This window comes from Streptomyces sp. NPDC085460 (genome assembly GCF_044541975.1).
Taxonomy (GTDB): Bacteria; Actinomycetota; Actinomycetes; order Streptomycetales; family Streptomycetaceae; genus Streptomyces.
Genome location: NZ_JBITTO010000002.1, coordinates 75,553 through 98,536, shown reverse-complemented (window position 1 = coordinate 98,536; position 22,984 = coordinate 75,553). Strand labels below are relative to the sequence as shown.

The window sequence follows — 22,984 nt, the reverse complement described above, 5'->3', positions numbered from 1 at the left end:
GGCCTCAGTTCGCGTCGAGGAGCTTCAGCTCGGGGTGGGCCGTGCCGCCCTCGATGGCCACCGAGGAGATGTGCGAGGCGACGCGCTCGTCGACCGGGTCGTTCGCCGGGTCGTCGTGGACGACGAGGTGCTCGTAGGTGGTGGCGCGCTGGGCGGGGACGCGGCCGGCCTTGCGGATCAGGTCGATGATCTCCAGGCGGTTGGAGCGGTGCTTGGCACCGGCGGAGGAGACGACGTTCTCCTCCAGCATGATCGAGCCGAGGTCGTCGGCGCCGTAGTGCAGGGAGAGCTGGCCGACCTCCTTGCCGGTGGTCAGCCACGAGCCCTGGATGTGGGCGACGTTGTCGAGGAAGAGCCGGGCGATCGCGATCATCCGCAGGTACTCGAAGAGGGTGGCCTGCGTGCGGCCCTTGAGGTGGTTGTTCTCGGGCTGGTACGTGTACGGGATGAAGGCCCGGAAACCGCCCGTCCGGTCCTGCGTGTCGCGGATCATCCGCAGGTGCTCGATCCGCTCGGCGTTGGTCTCGCCGGTGCCCATGAGCATGGTGGAGGTGGACTCGACGCCCAGTCCGTGGGCGATCTCCATGATCTCCAGCCAGCGCTCGCCGGACTCCTTGAGCGGGGCGATGGCCTTGCGGGGGCGCTCCGGGAGGAGCTCCGCGCCCGCTCCGGCGAAGGAGTCGAGGCCGGCGGCGTGGATGCGGGTGATGGCCTCCTCGACCGACACCTTCGAGATCCGCGCCATGTGCTCGACCTCGCTCGCCCCCAGGCTGTGGATGACGAGCTGCGGGAAGTCCTTCTTGATGGCGGCGAAGTGCTTCTCGTAGTACTCGACGCCGTAGTCCGGGTGGTGGCCGCCCTGGAACATGATCTGGGTGCCGCCGAGCTCGACCGTCTCCGCGCAGCGGCGCAGGATGTCGTCGAGGTCGCGGGTCCAGCCCTTCTTGGTGTCCTTGGGGGCGGCGTAGAAGGCGCAGAACTTGCACGCCGTCACGCAGACGTTCGTGTAGTTGATGTTCCGCTCGATGATGTACGTCGCGATGTGCTCGGTACCGGCGTAGCGGCGGCGGCGCACGGCGTCGGCGGCGGCGCCGAGGGCGTGCAGGGGCGCCGAGCGGTACAGGTCGAGCGCCTCCTCGGGGGTGATCCGGCCGCCCGCGGCGGCACGGTCGAGAACGGCTGTGACATCGAACGACGTGAGGTCGGCCTTCTCGGTCACCGTTTCGTCCCTTTCGGAGGGTTGCTGACAGACCGGACCAGCGTACGCCAGCGCGGGTACGGGACCGGGGCGGGGTCCGCGTGGGAGTGAATTTCCGATGAACCTTCCCTCGCACTAATCCCGCGGAGGGAATGCGGGGGCGTGACGCGGGTCCCGGAAGGGAATTGCGGCACGAATTGACCGGGTGCGGAAGTGCGGTGCGGGGATTGCCCCCGGGGCGGAGAGCGTCCCGGCGCGGCGGCCTATTCCGGGGGCAGCAGGTCGACGGTCACGTCCGCGGGGAATCCGGTCGTCGGTCCGGTGCGGCGGGCGAACTCCCGCACTCCGGCGAGTTGCTCGGGACCGAAGCGGAAGTCGAGCGTGCGGAAGTAGCGCTCCAGGAGCTCGGCGTCGAATGCCTCCCAGCGGGCGGCCTGCTCGGCCACCTTGGTGACCTCGTCGAGGGAGAGGTCGCGGGAGGCGAGGAAGGCGCGGTGGACGTCGTGGACGGTCTCCGGTTCGCGCGCCAGGTAGTCCTTGCGGGCCGCCCAGACGGCGAAGACGAACGGCAGGCCCGTCCACTCCTTCCACATCAGGCCGAGGTCGTGGACCTGGAGCCCGAGCCGGGGCGCGTCGTGCAGCGAGGCGCGCAGGGCGGCGTCGCCGATGAGGACCGCCGCCTCGGCCTCCTGCATCATCAGCCCCAGGTCGGGCGGGCAGGTGTAGTAGGCGGGCTCGACCCCGTACCGCTCGGAGAGCAGCAGCTGGGCGAGGCGGACGGAGGTGCGGGAGGTGGAGCCGAGGGCGACGCGGGCGCCGTCCAGCTCCTCCAGGGGCCGCTGGGAGACGATCACGCAGGACATGACGGGGCCGTCGCAGCCGACGGCGATGTCGGGGAGCGCGACCAGCTCGTCGGCGTTGCGGAGGTACTCGACGAGGGTGATCGGACCGATGTCGAGATCACCCCGCACGAGGCGCTCGCTCAGCTTCTCCGGGGTGTCCTTGGTCAGCTCCAGATCGAGGAGCGTCCCGGTCCTGGCGAGCCCCCAGTAGAGGGGCAGGCAGTTCAGGAACTGGATGTGCCCGACGCGGGGCCGGCTGCGCTGGTGCTCGTCGTTCTGGTCCACATCGCGAGGTTAGACCCGTCTCGTACGGTGGACGTCGCCGGGGGAGATCCGGGCCTGTCACGGGCGTGGCGCGTCAGCTCCTCAGGACCCGGATCAAACATGCGGGTGACGTGATCTTTCCCTCTATCGCGTCGCGCACGCTGCGTGCTACGCTCGACGCAAGTTGCAGTTTGGTTTCCCTTGCAGTACAGAGCCTGCGGAGCATGTGACCCGCAGGCTTTTGTAGTTTTCAGACTTGTTTGCAGGTTCTGGAGCAGGGCGACCCTTTGGCCCATAGGAGGGCTCATGGCTACCGGAACCGTCAAGTGGTTCAACGCTGAAAAGGGCTTTGGCTTCATCGCCCAGGAAGGCGGCGGCCCGGATGTCTTCGTCCACTACTCCGCGATCAACGCGAACGGCTTCCGTTCCCTCGAGGAGAACCAGGCGGTGAGCTTCGACGTCACCCAGGGCCCGAAGGGTCCGCAGGCGGAGAACGTCACCGCGATCTGAACGCCGTAGTGGCGATCGAGATCTTCTAGAGCAGTACCCAAGGAGCCCCGCTCCGTGCCGCCTGCCGGCACGAGCGGGGCTCCTGCCCGTTTCCGGGCGGTTCAGGCGGTTCAGCAGGTGGGGATGGTGGTGCCGTTGTTGTCGCGGGCCTCGTCGTTGCCCCAGCGGGACAGGTAGTAGGCGGAGACGTACGCGCCGCGGCCGTTCTTCCCGGGGTGGACGGTGTCGAGGTCGGTGCGGAGCCACCAGTGGTTGTAGTTGCCGGAGGCGTCGCGGATCTCCTGGCCCCAGACCTTGCAGTAGACGTAGTTCGTGCCCGCGTTCAGGACGCCCTGGGCGTCGCCGGTGTTCGCGGCGGCGTAGCCGGTGGCGTTGGCGAAGGTGTCCACCCAGTACCTCCCGCCGCCGCCCGAGCAGCCGTTGTCGCTGGTCAGGTGCTTGGAGCCGTACGAGCCCGGGTAGGGCGCGAGCGAGACGCCGTTGATCACGATGGACTGGCCGGCGCCGTTGTACAGCTGCTCGTAGTGGATGTGGGCCCCGGAGCTGTTGCCGGTGGAGCCGGTGGTGCCGATCTGCTGCCCCTGGGAGACGGCGGCGCCGTGGGCCACCGAGTAGGCGTTCAGGTGGAAGTAGTACGTCTTCCAGCCGCCGCCGTGGTCGATCACGATGTAATTCCCGGCGCCGGACGGCTGGGAGTAGCGGTAGGCGGTGCCGGAGGCCGAGGCCAGGACGGGGGCGCCGGCGGTGGCGCCGCCGTCGGAGCGGACGAAGTCGAGGGCCTGGCGGACCTCGGCGGAGTGGTGGCCGTACGTCCACTTCTGGCCGCAGGGGAACGGCGCCTTGAAGAGCGGCGCGGCATGGGCGGTGCCCGCCGTGCCGAGGACGGTGAGCAGCCCCGCGAGGAGCGCGAGGAGCGCGCCGAGGGCGGGGATCCGGGCCGAGGGACGGGTCGTACGCGGGTGACGCATGAGTCCTCCGTGACGTGGGGCGACAGGGGTATACGCGCGTTGACCGAGCGGTGACGGACCACAGCGTGCCGGAAGTCCGGGCGGCGCAGAAGACCGCGTCCCCCACATGCGCGGCGGCCCCGGTACGTACGCTGGACACATGACCGAACGGAAACCGCCGGGTGTCAGCTTCGAGTCCTTCGTCGACAAGCAGATCCGGGAGGCGTCCGAGCGCGGCGACTTCCGGAAGCTCGCGGGCTTCGGCAAGCCGCTGCCGAACGACGCCGCGCCCTACGACGAGCTGTGGTGGATCAAGCAGAAGATGCACCGGGAGGGGATGTCGGCGCTGCCGCCGGCCCTCCAGCTGCGCAAGGAGGCCGAGGACGCGGCCGCGGCGGTCCTGGAGGCCGCCTCGGAGAGCCAGGTCCGGCGGATCCTCGGCGAGATCAACACCAAGATCGCGGAAGCCCTGCGCCGCCCGCCGGCCGGCCCGCCGCTGAACCTGACGCCCTTCGACGTCGAGGCGGAGCTGACCCGGTGGCGGGAGGCGCGCGACCCCAAGGGGGCGTGATGAACAGTGCCGGCCTGCTGCTCGACTCCTTCGGCCGGATCCGGGAGGCCGTCCACGAGGCCGTGACGGGCCTCGGCGAGGAGGACCTGGCCGCCCGGATCGACCCGGACGCCAACTCGATCGCCTGGCTCGTCTGGCACCTCACCCGCATCCAGGACGACCACCTTGCGGGCGCCTTCGACACGGAGCAGCTGTGGCGCTCCGACGGCTGGCGGGACCGCTTCGGACTGCCCTTCCCGCCCGCCGCGACGGGCTACGGCCATACGTCCGCCCAGGTCGGGGACGTACGGGCGACGGAGGCGCTGCTGCTCGGCTACCACGACGCCGTGCACGAGCGGACCGCCGAGCTGCTGGCCCCGGTGACGAACGCGGACCTGGACCGGGTGGTCGACACCGCCTGGGACCCGCCGGTGACGCTGGGCGTCCGGCTGGTCTCGGTGCTCGCGGAGGACCTCCAGCACGCGGGGCAGGCGGGGTATGTGCGGGGGGTGGTGGAGCGGCGGGGCCGTGGGTGATGGCCGGGCCGGCGCCGGGTCGGGGGGTGGGTGGGGAGGGGTGGCGCGGGCGTAACCCGTCCGGCTCCGGCGAGGGTTGACGGTCCATCGATCGAACGAAGAGGCGATCGCCCGTACAACCACTCGGCCCGATGGCGAGTCTGACCCGGCACGGCACGTCCCGTGCCGGGTCTTCTCGTGGGGGTGGACCTGATCGCCCACGAGGTGGGCGGCACGTACCTCCACCCACCCTCTCCACAGTCCTGGGGGACTCTGTGAACCACCGCATCACCGGGCGCCGGCTCGCCGCCGCCCTCGTCACGCTGGCCACGGTCACGGCCGTGACGGGCACCCTCGTCACCGCGCCCGCCGCCGTCGCCGCCCCCGCCGGCGCGACCGCCGAGGGGCGCTGCGCCCCGTCCGCGGACGGGCTGCTGCCGGTCGGCGCCGAGGTCGCGTCCACGGGCGCGTTCGGGTACATGACGACCTGCGTGGACGAGAACGGCACCACGGTGATCCAGCGGCACGCGCTGGACGGCACCGTCTCGACGTACACCAACGCCTCCGCCGTCTACGACTCGTCGTCCGACTGGCTGGTGACCAACAGCAACGGCGTCATCTCCGCCTACCACCCGGTGAGCAAGACGTACTCCAACCACGTGCTCAGCGGCGACCTCGTCGGCGTGGCCTTCAACGTCGTGTACGAGAGCCGGCCGGCGGCGAACGGCGTGGGCCGCGAGCTGTGGCAGCTGCGCAACGACAACGGCGTCGTCAACAAGATGAAGATCTCCGACAGCTTCGGCAACCAGATGTACCAGCGCACCGAGACCGGCTACAAGATCGTCGCCGCGGGCCGGGACGCGGACGGCCGGGCCACGGCGGTCGTCCTCGTCCAGGGCACCCGCGCCACCAACGACGGTCCGGTTCCGTACAGTACGCACGCCGTGATCCCCGTGCCGCTGGGCACCGAGATCCCCACGGGGTCGGTCGGAGGCAGCGAGAGCTGGGACGCGTCGGCGACCGGCGCCCTCACCCCCACGTACCGGGCCTGGACCGTGAACCGCCCGGACGGCGGCACGCAGCTCACGGCGATGGGCAACGGCCCGGTGAAGCACGTGCCGCTCACCGACATCCCCGGCAAGGCCGTCCTCGCCGGGATCATCGGCCACACGGCCCTGTACGCGGCGCAGCGCGACCCGTACGCCGGGCCGGAGGTCGTGACACCGCTGTACGCGCGGAACCTGGCCACGGGCGGAGCCCCGTACAAGGTCCTGGAGAACTTCTCCTCCGTGGCGCACGCGCCCGACGGCAGCCTGCTGGCGCGCGGGGCGACGAGCGAGGCCGACGGCCTGTTCGCCCTCGGCAAGGACGGGACGACGACGCCGACGCTCGTCGCCTCCACGGGCAGGCTCGTGGCGCTCGACGTGACCCGGACGTCCGTGCCCTCCACCGTCAGCCTGGAGAAGGGCGGTGTGAACGCCCCGATGACCTTCGACCTGAACCGCCCCGACGCGACCGTGACCGTGGTCCTCACGCACACCCGCACCGGGAAGACGCTCACCGCGCGGGCCGGCGGGCCGGGGGACGGGAACCGGTTCACGTACTCCTGGAACGGCGTCCTGGGCGGGCTCAGCGCCCCGAACGGCGCCTACACCTGGCAGGCCACCGCGACCACCCTCGACGGCGCCGGCACGGACGTCGTCTCCGGCGCCTTCACCGTGACCCGCTCGGCGAACCTGCACGACTTCAACGACAACGGCTCCACCGACGTGCTCGCCCGGGACGCCGCCGGTGTGCTGTGGCGGGACGACCTGTACGACTGGCCGGTCGACGGCCAGGTGAAGCCGGCCGAGCGGACGCGGATCGGCAGCGGCTGGAACACGTACAAGAAGATCGAGGCCGCCGGGACGATCAACGGCGGCGCCACCGGCGACCTGATCGCCGTCGACAGCTCGGGCGTCCTCTGGTCCTACACCGGCAAGGGCGACGGCACCTTCGCCGGCCGGGTGCGGGTCGGCGGCGGCTGGGGCGTCTACACCCAGCTGGCGGCGGGCTCGGACTGGCAGACGGCGGACCGCTCCTCCGACCTGTTCGCCGCCGACACCTCCGGTGTCCTCTGGTACTACCGGGCCACCGGCGACGCGGCCAAGCCGTACTTCCCCCGGGTGCGGGTCGGCGGCGGCTGGGGCGTCTACAACCAGATCACGGCCGTCGGGAACATCGTGGGCGACGTGGGCGGCGAGCTGGTCGCACGCGACAAGGACGGCGTCCTCTGGCTGTACCAGTCCAACGGCTTCACCTTCCTCCCGCGCGTCCGGATCGGCGGCGGCTGGGGCGGTTTCAGCCAGCTCGTCGGCGCCGGCGACGTCACCGCCGACGGGCGCCCGGACCTGATCGCGTACGGCCCCGGCGGCACGTACGTCTACCGCTCGACGGGCACCACGACCAGCCCGTTCAGCCGGCAGAACACGACGCTGTACGCGGGCGAGGGCGGGAAGTTCGGCAGCGTGGCGTAAAGGAGGCGGCACTCGACGCGAACGCGGCGCGAACTCGAGGCGACATACGCGCGCTTGACTTTCGAACAGCCGTACAACCCTGAAGGGTCCTCATGAGTCCTCTGGTCGTGGCGCACCGACGCCACGACCAGAGGACCTCGGGAGGAACCCCCCTTGAAGCACCCCGCCCCCGTCCGGGGCCGCCGCCTCGGCGTCGCCGCCCTCGCGGCCCTGCTGCTGGCCTCCGCCGGCCCGGCCGTCCTGCCGGCCGCCGCCGCCGGGCCCTCGGCGCCGGCCGCCGCGCCCGCCGGCACGCGGCAGGAACCGCCCCTGACACTGCTGAGCAGCGACGTCCCGGCCGTCATGGACTTCGACAAGCAGAACCCGGCGACCCCCTCCTGGCGCCTCAGCACCGCCGACGCCTCCGCGACCGCCACCCTCACCCATGTGGCGACCGGGCGGACCGTCGTCCAGAAGCTCTACAACGACGGCGGCCTCGTCGAAATGTGGTGGGAGGGCGAGTTCGACGACGGTGTCGCCGCCCACAACGGGGCCTGGACCTGGCGGCTGACCGCCAAGCCGAACAACGGCATCGGCCCGGACGTCGACGCGACCGGCACCTTCCGCGTCCAGCGCGCCGCCGTCCCGCACGACTTCGACGACAACGGCCTCCCGGACATCCTGGGCCTTTCCGAGAGCGGCACGTTCACGCGGCACACCGTCATCGACGCCGCCACCAACTGGCAGGCTCTCTCCGGCCAGAACACGCTCCTCGGCACCGGCTGGAACGTGTACGACCGGATCGTCCCCACCGGAGACCTCGGCGGGGCCGCCCACGCCGACATCCTCACGCGCGACCGCGCCGGCGTGCTCTGGCTCCACCAGGGCAACGGCACGAAGCTGGACCACCGGGTCAGGATCGGCGGCGGCTGGCAGGTCTACGACCAGCTCACCTCCGCCGCCGACCTCACCGGCGACGGCCGCACCGACCTGGTCGCCACCGACAAGACCGGCGCCCTGTGGCTGTACAAGGGCACCGGGAAGGCCACCGCCCCCTTCGGCGCGCGCACCCGCGTCGGCGGCGGCTGGAACACCTACGACAAGATCGCGGCGGTCCAGAACCTCGCCGGGGCCCCCGCCGGCGACCTCGTCGCCCGCGACCGCGCCGGCGTCCTGTGGCTCTACCTCGGCAAGGGCGACGGCACCTTCGCCGCCCGCACCCGCATCGGCGGCGGCTGGCAGGACTTCACCCAGATCATCGGCGTCGGCGACCAGGACCGCGACGGCCGGGGCGATCTCATGGCGGTGCACAAGCTGGACGGCCCGTCCCTCTACCGCGGCACCGGCGCCTGGACGAAGCCCCTCGCCGCACGCCATGAGCTGCTCGACCACTACCTCGGGTCCGGGATCTTCTACTGAGACACGGCACGACGCCCCGGCCGGGCGGGTTTACGGCGATTCGACCGGAAGTCGACTTGACGGACTGAAGAATCGCTCCCGAACTTCCGTACAACCTTGTGGGGTTGTCGCGAGTCCTGTGGGCGTGGCGCAGGGACGCCCACAGCGCGTTCGGAAGGATTCCCCGTTGAACCACCTCAGCCTGGTCGGCCGCCGCCTCGCGACCGCCGTCGCCGTCGCCCTCGCGGTGACGGCCGGCGGCCTGGCGGCCGGCCCGGCGGCCGTGGCGTCGCCGCCCGCCGCCACCGTCACCGCGGAGACGGATGCGCGTCCCGCCGTCATCGACCCGACGTCGGCCCTGCGGGGCTGGGGGCCGTCCGGGTTCCTCAGCCGGGTCGGATACGCGTCGGAGGGGCTCGGCTACCGGTGGACCCGGTACGCGGACGGCGTCTCGACCACGCTGCCCGCCTCCGCGACGCCCTACGTGGGCGCGGTGGGCGGTGACGTCGTCGCGCGCCAGGAGGGCACGACGTACCACCTGCACGACATGGCGGCGGGCGGCGAGCCCGTCGCCGTCGACACCGCGTTCCTCGGGCCCTCGGCGACGTTCGCGCGTGTGGTGGGCCGCACGCTGGTGATGCGGACGGAGGACTCCCTCCGGCGCCACACCCTGCACGTCGTGTCCAAGGCGCCGGGGGGCGAGGCGGTGGGCCGGGCGGTCACCGGCTTCCCGGCGGACACGCGGATCGGCTTCACCTGGCCCACCGTGCCCGGCCTCCTCGTCGTCAGCTACACCGGCACGGTGAACGGCGTCGGCGGGAAGCGGCTCGCCGTCGTGGACGTCGCGGAGGGGAAGGTCGTCGACGACCGGTCCGTCCCGGCCACCACTTCCGGGATCTCGGCCTCCGCCACGCACGTGGCCTGGGTGGAGCGGCTCGCCGACGGGCGGTCGGTCGTGGTGACCGCCCGCCGGGGCTCGACCGCCACCGTCCGGCACACGGTGGCCGCGCAGGACCTGGGCCTCACGGTCTCCCTGGTGGGCGGCTGGGTCCTGTACGGCGTGCACGGCGGCTCCACCGCCGAAAGCCCGAACCCGCTCCACCCGCTGCGGGCGGTCCCGGTGACCGGCGGAACGCCCTTCACCCTGCTCGACAGCACGGCGATGTCCTACGGCGGCGGGGCCGAACTCCTCGCCCAGGGCGGCACGGCGGCCCACGGCGAGGGCGTGTACCGGATCGTCCCCGGCGCCGACGGCAGGCCCGTCGCCACCCCGGTCGCGACCACCCGCCTGCGGACCACGCTCGGTGTGGTGACGCAGTCGGTCCCGACCACCGCCGACTTCAGCGCACCCGGCTCGTCGGCCTCCTTCGACTGGCGGTTCGGGCGCAGCAGGGCCTGGGTCGACCTCCGGATCACCCACTCCGCGTCGGGCGCCACATGGACGCAGGGCCTGCCCCTGGACGACGACCGGTTCGCCTCGCCCATGTACGGCCGCGTCCGCTTCGACTGGAACGGTCTCTTCGACCACCAGGTCTCCGCCCCCACCGGCAGCTACACCTGGACGGTGACCGCCACGCCGGACAACGGCGTCGGCGGAGCGCTGAAGCGGTCCGGCACCTTCCAGGTCACCAACAGGCCCGTCCAGCACGACTACTCGGGCAGCGCCTTCCCCGACCTCCTGGTGCGGAACAGGGACGGGCGGCTCGTGTCGTACGACACCCGCCAGATCCTCTTCGAGCCTCACTCCTGGCTGCCGTGGACCGGGACGAACCGGGGCGGCGGCTGGCACGTCTACGACCGGATCCTCGCCACCGGCAACCTGGACGCCGGCCCGGCCTCCGACCTCGTCGCCCGCGACCGGACCGGCGTCCTCTGGTTCTACGCGAACAAGGGCACCACGCTCGCCAAGCGCACGGCGATCGGCGGCGGCTGGAACACGTACGACAAGCTGGCGGCGGGCTCCGACCTGACCGGTGACGGCCGCCCCGACCTCGTCGCCACCGACCGCTCCGGCGTGCTGTGGCTCTACAGGGCCACCGGCGACGGCGCCAAGCCCTTCGCGCCGCGCAAGCGGATCGGCGGCGGCTGGAACACGTACGACAGCCTCACCGCCCCCGGGAACCTCGGCGGCGCGAAGGCCGGCGACCTCCTGGCCCGCGACCGGGCGGGTGTCCTCTGGCTCTACCTCGGCAAGGGCGACGGCACCTTCGCACCTCGCACGAGGGTGGGCGCGGGCTGGGGCGACATGCACGACCTGGTTCCCATCGGCGACTTCGGCCGCGACGGGCGCCCCGACCTCCTCGCCACGACGTTCGACCGCGCCGCGCGCACGGTTCTCGTCCGCTACAAGGGCACCGGCGACTGGCGTGCGCCCTTCGAGCGAGCCGTGACGACCGAACTGGACCCGAGTCTCTACCAGTTCGACCTCCTCTTCTGACCCCGGCCTCCACACTTCCCCCTGGAGCGAACCACCCATGACGCACGGCAGACGCACCCTCCCGCGCCTCCTCGGCGCGGCCCTCGCCGGCAGCCTCGCGGTGACGGCCGGCGGCCTGACGACCCCGGTGTTCGCGGCCGGTCCGGGTAGCACGAACGCGACCTCCGACCAGCGGGAGGTCTTCTCCCTGCCGCCCGGAGCCCTCGCGTTGCCCGGGGGCCCGACCGGCTTCCTGACGCGTCACCCGGAGGGCTCCGGGTACGCCTACACGTGGGTGGGGCACGACGGGACCCGGACACCGATGCCGGGAGGCAGCTACGCGGCGAGCGCCGGCACGGACCTCGTCGTCCGGATCGGCGACACCACCCGCACCGTGATCGACATGGCCTCGGGCGCGGAGGTCGCCACCTACGACGGACTCCCGGCCACCGGGACGTACCGGACGATGCACCACCAAGGCACCTCGCTCGTCGTCACGGGCTTCCAGGACGTACGCGTGCTGAGCAAGGACGCCCGGGGCGGGACGGTGGACCGCACCGTGGCCGGCATTCCCGCGGGCGCCCAGGTCGTCGGCGCGAGCGTCAGCGGTCCGGAGGACTTCCTCGTCCAGTACTCCGTGACGAAGGACGGCGTGACGGTGGACGCGCTGGCCGTCGTGGACGTCGCCTCGGCGTCCGTGGTGGAGACCTACGCGCCGCAGGGCCGGCCCGGCGGCCGTTCCATGACCCTGTCGCGGACCCACGTGGTCTGGGTGGAGCAGGGCGACGACCGCCGGGCCCGTCTGGCCGTGGCCGTCCGGGGCACGTCCGGGGTCACCCGCACCGACCTCCCCGGCTTCGACGACGCGGCCCGGATAGCCCTGCGCATCACGGGGGACCGGCTCGTGTACGTCCGGCTCGGTGCCGCCACGCGCTGGACCGTGGGCACCTTCGACCGCCCGGTCTCCGTCCCGCTCTCGAACCCCGCCGAGACGACGGTCCTGCCCCTCGCGCACACCGCGTTCCTCGCCCCGGCCACCGACGGGTCGCTGCTCGTCTCCGGCGGGACGATCGACGGGGGCGAGGGGCTGTACCGGGTCACTCACGGCGCCGGCGGAGCCCTGCCCACCGTGTCGCAGGTGGCCACCACCGGCGTGCCGACCGTCCTGACCGTCCTGGCGGATTCCCCGCCCGCGACCGGCACGGTCGACTTCGACCGGGCGGCCGGGAAGCTGTCCGCCGTCTGGAAGCTCAGCCGGTCCAACGCGCGCGTCAGCCTGAAGCTCACCCACACCTCCACCGGCAGGTCCGCCCTCGTCAAGGGCATGGTGACGACCACCGACGACACCGAGCTCCGCGCCGACTGGAAGGGCCTCCTCGCCACCAAGTACCCGGCGCACGCGGGCGCGTACACGTGGACCATGCGGGCGGAACCCGCCAACGGCATCGGTCCGGCCGTCGAGCGCACCGGCTCCTTCAGCCTCACCCGCGCGCCCCGGCCGCACGACTACGACGGCAACGGCTCGCCCGACGTCCTCAGCCGTTCCCCCGGCGGCGTCCTCTCCTCGTACGACCTCGGGCAGCTGCGACAGCTCAGGTACGGCGAGTCCGAGACGGAGACGCGGATCGGCGGCGGGTGGAAGACGTACGACCGGATCACCACCACCGGGAACACCGGCGGCACCGCCGCCCCGGACCTCGTCGCCCGGGACCGCGCCGGCGTGCTCTGGTGGTACGCGGGCAAGGGTGACGGCACCTTCGCCACCCGCTCCCGGGTCGGCGGCGGCTGGAACACCTACACCAAGCTCACCGGCGGCTCGGACGTGACCGGCGACGGCCGGAACGACCTCCTCGCCGCCGACAAGGCCGGCGTCCTGTGGCTCTACCCCGGCACCGGCGACCCCGCGGCCCCCTTCGCCGCCCGCAAGCGCGTCGGCGGCGGCTGGGGCGACTACAACCTCGTCTCCGCCACCGGCGACCTCGGCGGGGCCACCGCCGGAGACCTCGTCGCCCGCGACCGGGCCGGCGTCCTGTGGCTGTACCTCGCCAAGGGCGACGGCACCTTCGCGCCCCGGACCCGGATCGGCGGCGGCTGGAACACGTACGACGAGGTCATCGGCGTCGGTGACCTCGACGGCGACGGCCGGAACGACCTCGTCGCGCAGGGCGCGAGGTACCAGGCCAGCGCGTACCTGTACGTCTACCGCGGCACGGGCCGGTGGCGGACCCCGCTCCAGCCGGCCGACCAGTTGGAGCGCTGGCTGAACTGGCACGACGTCTACTGACGCGGACACCCGCCGGTCAGCGGGACGGTCGCCCAGACCGTCTTGCCGACCGAGCGGTCCTTGACGCCCCACGCGGTCGCGAGGGCGGCCACGAGCAGCAGCCCGTATCCGCCCTCGTCGGGTTCCCCGACCGGGTGGGGGTGGCGCTCCGCACGCGCGTCCGAGAGTTCGACGCGCACGTGGTCGTCCTCCCGGTCCATCCGGAGCTCGAAGTCCCGGCCCGGCACCCGGCCGTGCCGGGCCGCGTTGTTCGCCAGTTCGGCCACCACCAGTTCCGCCGCCTCCGCCGCCGGCCCCGCCATCCCCCACGCGCGCAGCTGGTGCGCCGCCAGCAGACGGGCCAGGCGCGCGCCCCGGGGCGTGGGGGTCAGAAGGAGCGTGAACTCCGGCGCGAACTCACTTGTCGGGGTGGTGTTTTCCGGCTTCATGACACCGAGACTGGCCTCCCGGCCCTACGCTGACCAGCAGCGACGCCACGACGCTGGGTAACTGTACGGGTACGCCAAGAGGGCGGTACGGATGTCGGGGAAGCACGAGGAGCGGCCGGAGAAGCCCTCCGAAGTGGACGGTACGGCGCACTTGTTCAAGGCGCTGGGGAAAATCATCAAGGTGCTGCGGACGAACGCGGGCCTGAGCCAGGCGCAGCTCGCTGCGGAGACGCACTGTGGGGAGGACCTCATCTCATCGATGGAGCGGGGCGTCCGGGTCCCGCAGCCCGACTTCCTGCTGCGGGCCGAGACCGCCCTGAACGCGGGGGGTGTGCTGGCGGCGGCCGTGGAGGATACGGAGAAGGCGCTGGCTCGGGCGCGGGTGCGGCACCCGGACTGGTTCCAGAGCTTCGCGAAGGAGGAGGCCCGGGCGCTGGCTGCGCACTATTACGAGGTGCAGGCGGTGCCGGGCATTCTTCAGACGCCTGCGTACGCGCGCGCCCTGTTCGAGCATCGCCGTCCCATGCTGGACGAGGCGACGATCGAGACACGAATCGCCGACCGCATCTCGCGGCAGGCGGTATTCGAGCGCTGGCCCGCGCCGACGCTCACCTTCCTGCTGGAAGCGGCCGTCCTGCTGCGGCCATTCGGTGGACCGGAGATCCACCGGGAACAGCTACGGCGCATCCTGGAGGTCGGTCAGCTCCGCACGGTGGAGCTACAAATTCTGCTGATGGACAGGGACGAACACCCTTATCTGGACGGCGCCTTCACCCTGCTGACCCCGCCCGGGCGCCGGGAGGTCGCGTACACCGAGATCTACGGGCACGCCCGCCTCATCACCGACCCGGAAGAGGTTCGCCAGCACTCCGAGCGTTATGGAATCCTGCGCTCACAGGCACTCACCAAGCGGGAGTCCCTGACCTGGATCGAGAAACTGCTGGGAGAACGATGAGCACCGCGGATCTTGCCTGGTTCAAGAGCAGCTACAGCGGCCCCGAGGGCGGCGAATGCATCGAAGTCGCCTACGACTGGCGCAAGTCCAGCTACAGCAGCTCCGAAGGTGGCAACTGCGTCGAGGTCGCCGCTCACCCCACCACCATCCACGTCCGCGACTCCAAGGTCCCCCACGGCCCTCAGCTCGCCCTCTCCCCCGCCTCCTGGACGACCTTCGTCGAGGTCACCGCGCAGGCGTAGGGCCCTGGCCGCCCTCCCGTAGAGCCTCCCTGAGCGTCGGCCAGGGGGGCTCTCCGTCTTCCATCACGGCCAGGACCACCTCCAGGAGCTCCGGCGGGAGGGACTCCTTGTGGCTCGCCACGTCGAGGACGGGGATCAGGACGACCGCGTCCGGGTCGAGGCGGGTGTCGAGGGCGCCGTGCGGGACCGGCAGGACCTCGATCCAGTCGTGGCCGTGTTCGTCGGTGACGGACAGGGGGTCGAGGCGCAGCACGGGGTGCTGGAGGCCGAGGCGGAGGCTGAAGCGGCGGCGGGAGGGCGGCTTCGGCTTGCGGTACGCGTAGACGATGTCGCCGGGTGCGGGTCGCATGGGTTCAGGGTCGGGCCCGGTGGTGGCGGAGGGAAGAACTCCGGCCGTACGCCCCGCCCTCTTCCGGCCACTTCAACCACAGCCGCGTAACAACGCCTTGACGGCGATTCAGATGACGATCGCACTGAGCTACCCTGTGGCCCATGCAGGGGGAATTGGAAAACGACTCTAATTTGGCCGGGAGCGGCGCCATGCCGCTCGACGCGGACGACCCGCGCCGGATCGGCGCCTTCCGCCTGCTCGGCGTGCTCGGGTCCGGCGGTATGGGGCGCGTCTACCTGGGCGCGGTCCCGGGGACGTACGCGGCCGTGAAGCGGGTGCTGCCGACGCTCGCCGAGGACAAGGACTTCCTCAGCCACTTCGGGCACGAGCTGGACAATCTGGCGCGGCTGCCCGCCGGGGCCAGCACGAAGCTGCTGGCGAGCGACCGGCTCGCGAAGCCGCCGTGGTTCGCGACGGAGTTCATCCCGGGCGTGACGCTCAACGAGGCGCTGCGGCTCCACAACGGGCCCCTGCCAGCGGACGCCCTGTGGCGGCTGCTGCGGGAGGCGGCGGCGGGCCTGCGGGCGGTACACGCGGCCGAGATGGTGCACCGGGACCTCAAGCCGTCGAACGTGATGCTGACCGAGGCCGGTCTCTCGCTCATCGACTTCGGGGTGGCGCGCGCGGCCGACCAGAGCCGGCTGACGAAGACCGGCATGATCATCGGCACCCCGGCCTACATGGCGCCCGAACAGGCCGTCGCGGACAAGCAGTTGACGGGCGCGGCGGACATCTTCGGGCTCGGCAGCCTCGTGCTGTACGCGGCGAACGGGCGGCCGCCGTTCGGCGACGGCTCCGGGCACGACCTGCTCTACCGGGTCGTGCACGGCGAGCCCGACTTCGGGCGGCTCACGGAGACCGACCCGGACCTCGCGGAGCTCGTACGGACGTGTCTGGCCAAGGACCCCGAGGACCGGCCGTCGGCGACCGAGCTCGTCGGGCACGCCGACGCGCGGGCGGCGGGCGTCGCCTGGCCGGAACCGGTGGCGGCGCGGATCGCCGAGCGCGCCGCCTTCGCGGCCGGGGCGCCCTCCGAGGAGGCGCTTGCGGAGCTGGAGGCGGCCGACCCCTCGCAGGACGTGGCCACGGCCCCGCTGACCCCGCAGGCGCCGGCGACCGGCCCCGCGTACGTGATCTCCGGACCGCCGGGGAACGGCGGGGAGCACAAGCGGCGCAACCGGCTCGTCATGCTGGCCGTACCCATCGTCGTGACCACGGGGACCACGCTGACGCTGACCCTCGCCCCGTACGAGCAGTGGCGCGCGGGCGCGGAGGACCGGCCCTCCTCCTCGCCGACCACCGTGATCTCCTCGGCCGTCCCGCAGCCGTCCTCGGCCGTCCCGCCCGGGTCGAAGCCGCCGTCGTCCGCGAAACCGTCCGCGAAGCCCTCCGGGAAGCCCTCCGCGCCGGCCTCCTCCGTACCGCCCGGCGCGCCGCCGGCACCCGGCGCGCCCCCGCCGCCCGTGGACGGGGGCGGTGGCGGTGGCGGTGCGGTGTCCGGTGGCGGCGGGTCGTCCGTCACCGGCGGCGGGGGCGGCGGGTCGTCCTCCTCGGGCGGCTCGTCCTCGGGCGGCTCCTCCTCGGGCGGTACGTCTTCGGGCGGTACGTCCTCCGGTGGGTCCGGCGGCACGTCCGGCGGTTCCTCGGGCGGAAGCTCCTCCGGCGGCACCACCACCCGCCCCACGACCGCCGCGCCCCGCCCCACCACGGCCCCGCCGAAGCCGACGCCCAAGCCGACCCCGAAACCCACCTCCGGCGGGGGCGGGTCAGGGCCCTCGGGGACGTACGCGCTGGAGAACGGGACGAGCGGCAACTGCCTGGCCGAACACAACCCGGCGTTCGGCTCGGGAGTCCGCGCGGTGGAGTGCGGCTCCAGTCCCAGCACGGCCTTCTACTCCTGGATCTACCGGGCCAATGCCGACGGCACCTTCCGGCTGGTCAACAAGAAGACCGCCCTGTGCCTCCAGGACAACGGTTTCAGCGTCAAGACCGCCGCCTGCAACGGCGCCGGCACCCAGAACTGGAAGTTCGGCACCACCTCGTCCGCCGGCCGGCAGATCAAGAACGCGGGCAGCGGGCACTGCCTGACCTACAACCCGGGCGCCGCGATCACCTTCACGTGCGACACCGAGTACGGCGGCGGCCAGTTCTGGCGGAACATCGGCGCCCTCTAGGCGCCGATGCCCCCCGCGTCAGTACTCGCCGTCCAGATCCGCCGCCGAGGCCGCGCGGTAACAGGCGGAGACGACCTTGAAGTTGAGCATCGTCTGGTTGCCTCCGTCCTTCATCGCGATGACGTGCACGGCGAACTGCTCGGTCTTGTTCTCGGCGTAGATCTCCGGGTCCTGGGCCTGGGAGTTCGCCTTGCCGTCCTTGGTGATCTTCCAGCCGTGCTCGCCGAGCTTGGTGCGCAGGTTCTGCATGCCGCTGTCGACCTGGGCGTCCGTGAGGGCGTACACGGACCAGGGGTGCGAGGTGGAGAACAGGTCCTCGCCGTACTCGGAGCAGCGCGAGACGCTCGGGCCCGGTTCGGTGACCTTGCCCTTGATCCCGGTCAGCTCCAGGAGGCGGCTGGAGACCTCCCGCGCCTTCGTGCGGGCCGGGTCGGGATCCATCCGCACCGGCGTGTAGTCGAGTTCCTTCATGTCCGAGCACCCCACAGTCAGCGCCGCGAGCGACGCGATGGCGGCCGCGAGGGCCAGCGCCCTCGGGCCGGAGACGGCACGCCTGCCGACCGTTTTCCGTATGTCGGTCACGATGTCAGTCACGTTGCACCTTGTCGTACTGGCCGGCGACCACCGACGCCTGGTTCTGGATGCTCAGCGAGCCGTCCCTCCAGTAGTCGGTGTGGCTCTCGGAGTCGTGGGCCATCTTATTGGCGCCGAAGCTGTCGTCGGAGGGCACGTTCTGCCCCCAGATCGAGCCGAACGGCAGCAGGTCCTGCCACCAGTCGGAGTTCCGGCCGAGGCCGGCGAACTTTCCGCCGAGGGGCACCTGGTCGTCCGTGACGCCGCCCGCCTGGGACCAGACGTGGCCCTCCTCGACGTCGAGCTCCTTGGCGTACTCGACGAGCATGCCGGGGCTGCCGACGGCGATGATGTCGTCGGTGCGCAGGTCGCCCCCGTTGGAGGCCGCGCCGACGACCGTGGACCCGTAGCTGTGGCCGATGAGCGTGGTGTGGCTCTTGTCGTCGCCGCCCTGGACGTGCTCCAGGCCCGACATGAAGCGGTTGAGGTCGGGGGCGGCGGTGTGGGCGTAGTGCTCCTTCATCGCCTCGGGGACGATGCTCTGCGGGGCGTCGTAGCCGATCCAGGTGATGGTCGAGACGTTCTGGCCGGGGACCTTGGCGTTGGTCTCCTTCCACATCTCGCTCATGTGGTGGATGTACTTCTCGCTCTCCGTGATGTTGGTGTACGTGCCGGGCACGAAGACGGCGGTGTGGTCGGCGGTGTCGGGGTTGCCGTTGGCGACGACGGCCCGGCCGCCGCCCTTGGTGTCGTAGCCCAGCAGGTACGCCTCCGGCAGGCCGTTCTGGCCGGTGGCGTCGAAGCGGGCCTGGATGGCCCGGACGCCCTTGAGGTTGTCGGTGACGGACTTGAGCTCGTCGCCGTACTTCTCGTTCCACACCGTCCACTCCGGGTTCCGGTACGGGTAGGTGCTGCCGTAGAGGACCTTCTGCGGCTCCGGGGGGATCGCGGCGAGCCGGAGTTCGAGCTCCGCCCGCTTCTCCGCGAAGACGACGCGGTTGGCCTCGTCGCGGGTGGCGGACGGCAGCCCGTCGAGCGCGCCGACCTGCGCCGCGTTCAGCGACATGTAGGCGGACTGCTCCTCGGGCGTCAGCCCCTTCCACCAGGCCGCGTTGTCCTTCGGGTCGCCGCTCTTCGGGGCGTCCGGCAGGGATTCGAGATAGGTCTTGCCCGCCTCGCGGACCCCGCCGGTGTCCGACTGGGCGTCGGTCCAGTCGCGGTGGGAGACCTTCAGGTCGTCGTCGGCCTTCAGCGCCCGCAGCTTGGGCGCCCACTTCGCGTCCGCGTCGCCGGCCTCCTTCAGCGCGTCGGCGATCCGGTTCGCGTACCCCATGGCCTTGCCGTAGTGCGGGTTCGGGTGGATGTTCACCGCCTGGCGCTCGATCGCGTCGGAGGTCTCCGTGCCGCCCGCGCTCCCGCTCACCGTGCCGCCGGGGGCGTCCTTCTCCTCGCCGGGCTTGCGGCCCGCCGGGTACGACACCGAGCCGTTCGCCTCCACCGTGCAGCCGTTGGCGGCGGCGTCCGCGAGGGCCGTGTCCAGCTTCCGCTTGGCCGCCGCCATGTCGAAGGCGAAACCGTTCAGCGCGGTGCTGACGAGACCGCATTCGGTCTGCGCGTAGTGGAAGTTCTTCGACAGCTCCGTGAGCTCCGCCAGGGCGGCGGTCGCCGCCTCGCCCTTCAGCCGGTCCCGGCGCATGCCCGCGGCGACCTGGTTGTCGACGGCGTCCTTGGCGGCGCTCGCCATGTCACCGACCGCCCGGTAGCCGTCCGCCGCCTGCTCGTACTCGGCCGGCTTGAAGCCCTTCAGCGTCGCGAGGTCCACGGCCGTCACCGCCCCTGCGCCTGGCCGCCGACGGCCTCGGTGTCCTCGTACCGCGTCTTCAGCCGGTTCAGCTCGGCCAGGACCGTCTCGTCGGATTTCGCGAGGTCGTGGCCGGCTCCCTCCAGGAGCCCGCCCAGCGCCTCGCACCGCCCGTTCACGTCACCGACGTACTTCTTCCAGGACTCGTACAGCTCCTTCTGGGCCGCCGCGCTCTGGACCGCCGCGCCGTCGCCCAGGCCCGCCTGGCCGTCCGCGAGCGCGGTCAGGGCCTTGCCGACCCCCTCCTTCAGGCCCCGGACGCCCTGCCCGGCCCTCACCCACGCCTTCTTGTCCGAGTGCAGGTCCCCCGAGCCGCCACCGGCGTCGGCCGCCGGCGTCGCCTGATTCAGCTGCATCCGGTCCGCACCCCGGTCCGCGACCCCGGCCTTGAGCTGCTCCCACTCGTCCCACGCCACGCGCGGCCCCCGTTCTCCGTCACCGACGTCAACGCGCTGCGAGAAAGCCGCCCTGACGGAGCATCATTTTATGATCCCCGATGCCCATCCAAGCGGTTCGGACCCCGGGGATTCATGAGTACGCGCACTCTTGCGTACTCAGGACGCGGGTGCCGTGAAGACCGGGACCGCCACCCCGTCGGGGCCGGTGCGGAAGGCGGCCTCCAGGGGCATGTCCACGCGGAGGGCGGCCTCCGGCACGCCCACGACCTCCGTCATCATGCGCGGGCCCTCCGCCAGGTCGACCACCGCCGCCACGTAGGGGACGCGCTCGCCGAAGGGCGGGAGGTCGTTGCGGTGGACGACGGACCAGGTGTAGAGGGTGGCGCGGCCGCTCGCGGGCTCCCAGACCACGTCCTCGCTCCAGCAGTGGGGGCAGAACTCGCGGGGGTAGTGGTGGGGGCGGGCGCAGGCGCGGCAGCGGCGGATCAGGAGCCGGCCCTCGGCGGCGGCGTCCCAGTAGGCGCGGGTGAAGGCGTCGGCCTCCGGGGTGGCCGTCACCGGAAGAGCCCGATCGCGGAGTCGAGTGACCAGGTCTGCCAGGACATCGCGAGGAGCGCCACCAGGGAGATCAGCGCCATCATCGCGTTCTGCCCCTGCTCGGCCCAGTCGTGGATCATCAGGACGAGGTAGAGCAGGTTGAGGAGGAGGCCGCCGATCAGGGCGACCGGGGTGAGGAAGCCGGTGACCAGGCCGAGACCGAGGGCGAGTTCGGCGTAGACGACGACGTACGCCATGAGCCTGGGGCGGGGGGCGACGACCTTTTCGAAGCCGGTCCGCACGGCGGCCCACCGGTGCTTGGAGGCCACGTCCGCCGCCCAGGCGATGCCCGTGCCGCGCTCGAACCAGCCCTTGCGGTCCTTGTGGCGCCAGCTCTCCAGCCACCACAGGCCGAGGCCGATGCGGAGGACGGCGAGCCATTCGGCGCCGGTGAGCCAGACGGTCTGCATGCGCGGCCTCCTCGGACCCCATGTATCTGACGGTACGTCAGTTCAGCGCAGCGGTGCCGCCCTCCGCAAGGGGGCTGCGCGCGTGACCGTTTCGCAACCGAAATCCCCCTGGGACCGAGACCCACTGCGTGTACACGTCATTACGCTCAGCATTCATGGTCACCACCCCCCAAGAGCCGGTGTACGTCATCGGCGCCGGCCCCGGCGGGCTCGCGGTCGCCGCCACCCTGCGCGCCCGCGGCGTCCGCGCCGTCGTCCTGGAGAAGTCCGGGGCCGTCGGAACCTCCTGGCGCGGCCACTACGACCGGCTGCGGCTGCACACCACCCGGCGCCTCTCCGGCCTGCCCGGCCTGCGGATCCCCCGGTCGTACGGCCGCTGGGTCGCCCGCGCCGACCTGGTCCGCTACCTGGAGGCGTACGCCGAGAAGCACGAGCTGGACGTCGTCACGGGCGTCGAGGTGCACCGGATCGAGCGGGCAGAGGATGGCACGGGGAGCTGGGTGCTGCACGCGACCGGGGGGCGGCGGCTGACCGGCCGGGCCGTGGTCGTCGCCACCGGCTTCAACCACACCCCGAGCGTGCCGGCCTGGCCGGGGCTCGACACGTACGAGGGCGAGCTCACGCACGCCCGCGAGTACCGGAACCCGGAGCCGTACGCGGGCCGGGACGTGCTCGTCGTCGGCATCGGCAACACCGGCGCCGAGATCGCCGCCGACCTCGCCGAGGGCGGCGCGGGCCGGGTCCGGATCGCCGTCAGGACCGCCCCGCACATCCTCCGCCGCACCACGGCCGGCTGGCCCGCGCAGCGCAGCGGCATCCTGGTCCGCCGCCTGCCGGTCCCCCTGGTGGACCTGCTCGGCCGGGCCCTCGCCCGCTTCGCCTCCCCCGACCTCACCGCCCACGGCCTGCCGCGCCCGGACACCGGCCTCGCCACCCGCGCCCGGCAGGGCGCCATCGCCGTCCAGGACGTCGGCCTCGTGGCGGCGATCCGCGCCGGGAAGGTCGAGGTGGTCCCGGCCGTCGAGGCCCTGGAGGGGCGCGAGGTGGTCCTCGCCGACGGCACCCGGATCAGCCCGGACGCGGTCATCGCCGCCACCGGCTACCGCCGCGCCCTCGAACCCCTCGTCGGCCACCTCGACGTCCTCGACCCGCGCGGCCGCCCGACGGTACGGGGCGCGCGCAGCCCTCGGCACGCGGAGGGGCTGTACTTCACGGGGTTCACCAACCCGCTGAGCGGGATGCTGAGGGAACTGGCCCGGGACGCGGAACGGATCGCGCGGCGGATCGCCCGCACGCGGCCGGCGCCGAAGCGGGCCGCGCCCAAGCCCGCGCCCAAGCCCGCACCCAAGCAGCCCGCGCCGAAGTAGCCCGCACCCAAGCAGCCCGCGCCGAACTAGCGCACCCAAGCAGTCCGCGCCGAAGTAGCCCGCCCAGGGGCGCCGGCCCCGCCGAAGACCCCGCCCCCCGGCGGGGTCTTCGGTCTTCGTGCGGTACGCGCCATTCCTGACTGGGCGTCAGTTCTGTAATCTGACTGAG

General features: G+C 72.2%; 21 protein-coding genes. 11 read left to right on the top strand and 10 right to left on the bottom strand.

Going from position 1 to position 22,984, the window contains the following annotated elements; all coding sequences use genetic code 11:
• Nucleotides 1-4: 4 nt before the first annotated feature.
• On the bottom strand, nt 5-1,219 hold the full coding sequence (mqnC, locus tag ACIGHB_RS04515; RefSeq protein WP_360310399.1) for a cyclic dehypoxanthinyl futalosine synthase: 1,215 nt from the start codon (nt 1,217-1,219) through the stop codon (nt 5-7).
• A gap of 242 nt (nt 1,220-1,461) precedes the next feature.
• Complete coding sequence (locus tag ACIGHB_RS04510; RefSeq protein ID WP_360310397.1) at nt 1,462-2,325, bottom strand: menaquinone biosynthesis protein; 864 nt, start codon at nt 2,323-2,325, stop codon at nt 1,462-1,464.
• A 285-nt stretch (nt 2,326-2,610) separates the two neighbouring features.
• Here ACIGHB_RS04510 and ACIGHB_RS04505 point away from each other — a divergent pair, with 285 nt between their 5' ends.
• Complete coding sequence (locus ACIGHB_RS04505) at nt 2,611-2,814, top strand: cold-shock protein (RefSeq protein ID WP_030235313.1); 204 nt, start codon at nt 2,611-2,613, stop codon at nt 2,812-2,814.
• A gap of 110 nt (nt 2,815-2,924) precedes the next feature.
• Here the strand turns inward: ACIGHB_RS04505 and ACIGHB_RS04500 are convergent, their stop codons facing one another.
• Nucleotides 2,925-3,782 carry a M23 family metallopeptidase gene (locus ACIGHB_RS04500; RefSeq protein WP_399909491.1) on the bottom strand — a complete coding sequence of 286 codons (858 nt, stop codon included), beginning with the start codon at nt 3,780-3,782 and terminating at the stop codon, nt 2,925-2,927.
• 139 nt (nt 3,783-3,921) lie between these two features.
• Here ACIGHB_RS04500 and ACIGHB_RS04495 point away from each other — a divergent pair, with 139 nt between their 5' ends.
• The 6 genes from ACIGHB_RS04495 to ACIGHB_RS04470 all read left to right on the top strand — a co-directional run bounded on the left by ACIGHB_RS04495 (nt 3,922) and on the right by ACIGHB_RS04470 (nt 13,419).
• Nucleotides 3,922-4,332 (top strand): DUF1992 domain-containing protein, encoded by a 411-nt coding sequence (locus ACIGHB_RS04495; RefSeq protein ID WP_360310393.1) that lies wholly within the window; start codon nt 3,922-3,924, stop codon nt 4,330-4,332.
• Entirely contained in the window at nt 4,332-4,847 is a 516-nt protein-coding gene (locus ACIGHB_RS04490) for a DUF664 domain-containing protein (RefSeq protein ID WP_399909489.1), read from the top strand. Before ACIGHB_RS04495 ends, ACIGHB_RS04490 begins: the two co-directional genes overlap by 1 nt.
• 254 nt (nt 4,848-5,101) lie before the next feature.
• The gene (locus ACIGHB_RS04485; protein WP_399909487.1) at nt 5,102-7,342 is read left to right on the top strand and encodes an FG-GAP repeat domain-containing protein; all 2,241 of its coding nucleotides are present in this window, start codon (nt 5,102-5,104) and stop codon (nt 7,340-7,342) included.
• Between the two features lie 153 nt (nt 7,343-7,495).
• Nucleotides 7,496-8,740, top strand: coding sequence for a hypothetical protein (locus ACIGHB_RS04480; protein WP_399909485.1), 1,245 nt, complete (start codon nt 7,496-7,498; stop codon nt 8,738-8,740).
• Nucleotides 8,741-8,906: 166 nt separating this feature from the next.
• The gene (locus ACIGHB_RS04475; RefSeq protein ID WP_399909483.1) at nt 8,907-11,156 is read left to right on the top strand and encodes an FG-GAP repeat domain-containing protein; all 2,250 of its coding nucleotides are present in this window, start codon (nt 8,907-8,909) and stop codon (nt 11,154-11,156) included.
• A 37-nt stretch (nt 11,157-11,193) separates the two neighbouring features.
• Entirely contained in the window at nt 11,194-13,419 is a 2,226-nt protein-coding gene (locus ACIGHB_RS04470; RefSeq protein ID WP_399909481.1) for an FG-GAP repeat domain-containing protein, read from the top strand.
• Here the strand turns inward: ACIGHB_RS04470 and ACIGHB_RS04465 are convergent.
• Nucleotides 13,413-13,847: an ATP-binding protein gene (locus tag ACIGHB_RS04465; protein WP_360310381.1), complete on the bottom strand. Its 435-nt coding sequence runs from the start codon at nt 13,845-13,847 to the stop codon at nt 13,413-13,415. The two genes, ACIGHB_RS04470 and ACIGHB_RS04465, sit on opposite strands and share 7 nt — an antisense overlap.
• Before the next feature lie 91 nt (nt 13,848-13,938).
• On the opposite strand from ACIGHB_RS04465, the gene ACIGHB_RS04460 reads away from it, so the two are divergent.
• Nucleotides 13,939-14,802, top strand: a complete 864-nt coding sequence (locus tag ACIGHB_RS04460) for a Scr1 family TA system antitoxin-like transcriptional regulator (protein WP_399909478.1) — start codon at nt 13,939-13,941, stop codon at nt 14,800-14,802.
• The gene (locus tag ACIGHB_RS04455) at nt 14,799-15,044 is read left to right on the top strand and encodes a DUF397 domain-containing protein (protein WP_399909476.1); all 246 of its coding nucleotides are present in this window, start codon (nt 14,799-14,801) and stop codon (nt 15,042-15,044) included. Before ACIGHB_RS04460 ends, ACIGHB_RS04455 begins: the two co-directional genes overlap by 4 nt.
• Here ACIGHB_RS04455 and ACIGHB_RS04450 read toward each other — a convergent pair.
• Complete coding sequence (locus ACIGHB_RS04450) at nt 15,028-15,393, bottom strand: hypothetical protein (protein ID WP_399909474.1); 366 nt, start codon at nt 15,391-15,393, stop codon at nt 15,028-15,030. The genes ACIGHB_RS04455 and ACIGHB_RS04450 overlap by 17 nt on opposite strands.
• Nucleotides 15,394-15,584: 191 nt before the next feature.
• On the opposite strand from ACIGHB_RS04450, the gene ACIGHB_RS04445 reads away from it, so the two are divergent.
• Complete coding sequence (locus ACIGHB_RS04445; RefSeq protein WP_399909472.1) at nt 15,585-17,609, top strand: protein kinase; 2,025 nt, start codon at nt 15,585-15,587, stop codon at nt 17,607-17,609.
• An 18-nt stretch (nt 17,610-17,627) separates the two neighbouring features.
• Here ACIGHB_RS04445 and ACIGHB_RS04440 read toward each other — a convergent pair whose 3' ends face one another.
• The 5 genes from ACIGHB_RS04440 to ACIGHB_RS04420 form a co-directional block, all read right to left on the bottom strand.
• On the bottom strand, nt 17,628-18,203 hold the full coding sequence (locus tag ACIGHB_RS04440; protein WP_360310371.1) for a hypothetical protein: 576 nt from the start codon (nt 18,201-18,203) through the stop codon (nt 17,628-17,630).
• Entirely contained in the window at nt 18,196-20,004 is a 1,809-nt protein-coding gene (locus ACIGHB_RS04435) for an alpha/beta hydrolase (protein WP_360310369.1), read from the bottom strand. Before ACIGHB_RS04435 ends, ACIGHB_RS04440 begins: the two co-directional genes overlap by 8 nt.
• A gap of 5 nt (nt 20,005-20,009) precedes the next feature.
• Nucleotides 20,010-20,459, bottom strand: coding sequence for a hypothetical protein (locus tag ACIGHB_RS04430; RefSeq protein ID WP_360310367.1), 450 nt, complete (start codon nt 20,457-20,459; stop codon nt 20,010-20,012).
• Nucleotides 20,460-20,597: 138 nt separating this feature from the next.
• Nucleotides 20,598-20,999 (bottom strand): Zn-ribbon domain-containing OB-fold protein, encoded by a 402-nt coding sequence (locus ACIGHB_RS04425; protein WP_399909469.1) that lies wholly within the window; start codon nt 20,997-20,999, stop codon nt 20,598-20,600.
• A complete protein-coding gene (locus ACIGHB_RS04420) occupies nt 20,996-21,448 on the bottom strand; it encodes a DoxX family protein (protein WP_399909467.1) in 453 nt (150 codons plus the stop codon). Before ACIGHB_RS04420 ends, ACIGHB_RS04425 begins: the two co-directional genes overlap by 4 nt.
• Nucleotides 21,449-21,603: 155 nt before the next feature.
• On the opposite strand from ACIGHB_RS04420, the gene ACIGHB_RS04415 reads away from it, so the two are divergent.
• On the top strand, nt 21,604-22,815 hold the full coding sequence (locus ACIGHB_RS04415; protein ID WP_399909465.1) for a flavin-containing monooxygenase: 1,212 nt from the start codon (nt 21,604-21,606) through the stop codon (nt 22,813-22,815).
• The last annotated feature ends 169 nt before the right edge of the window (nt 22,816-22,984 follow it).

Coding starts and splice junctions, on each gene's coding strand:
- ACIGHB_RS04470 (WP_399909481.1), top strand. CDS start 11,194: ATGACGCACGGCAGACGCACCCTCCCGCGCCTCCTCGGCGCGGCCCTC.
- ACIGHB_RS04490 (WP_399909489.1), top strand. CDS start 4,332: ATGAACAGTGCCGGCCTGCTGCTCGACTCCTTCGGCCGGATCCGGGAG.
- ACIGHB_RS04445 (WP_399909472.1), top strand. CDS start 15,585: ATGCCGCTCGACGCGGACGACCCGCGCCGGATCGGCGCCTTCCGCCTG.
- ACIGHB_RS04455 (WP_399909476.1), top strand. CDS start 14,799: ATGAGCACCGCGGATCTTGCCTGGTTCAAGAGCAGCTACAGCGGCCCC.
- ACIGHB_RS04500 (WP_399909491.1), bottom strand. CDS start 3,782: ATGCGTCACCCGCGTACGACCCGTCCCTCGGCCCGGATCCCCGCCCTC.
- ACIGHB_RS04505 (WP_030235313.1), top strand. CDS start 2,611: ATGGCTACCGGAACCGTCAAGTGGTTCAACGCTGAAAAGGGCTTTGGC.
- ACIGHB_RS04495 (WP_360310393.1), top strand. CDS start 3,922: ATGACCGAACGGAAACCGCCGGGTGTCAGCTTCGAGTCCTTCGTCGAC.
- ACIGHB_RS04460 (WP_399909478.1), top strand. CDS start 13,939: ATGTCGGGGAAGCACGAGGAGCGGCCGGAGAAGCCCTCCGAAGTGGAC.
- ACIGHB_RS04415 (WP_399909465.1), top strand. CDS start 21,604: ATGGTCACCACCCCCCAAGAGCCGGTGTACGTCATCGGCGCCGGCCCC.
- ACIGHB_RS04450 (WP_399909474.1), bottom strand. CDS start 15,393: ATGCGACCCGCACCCGGCGACATCGTCTACGCGTACCGCAAGCCGAAG.
- ACIGHB_RS04420 (WP_399909467.1), bottom strand. CDS start 21,448: ATGCAGACCGTCTGGCTCACCGGCGCCGAATGGCTCGCCGTCCTCCGC.
- ACIGHB_RS04465 (WP_360310381.1), bottom strand. CDS start 13,847: ATGAAGCCGGAAAACACCACCCCGACAAGTGAGTTCGCGCCGGAGTTC.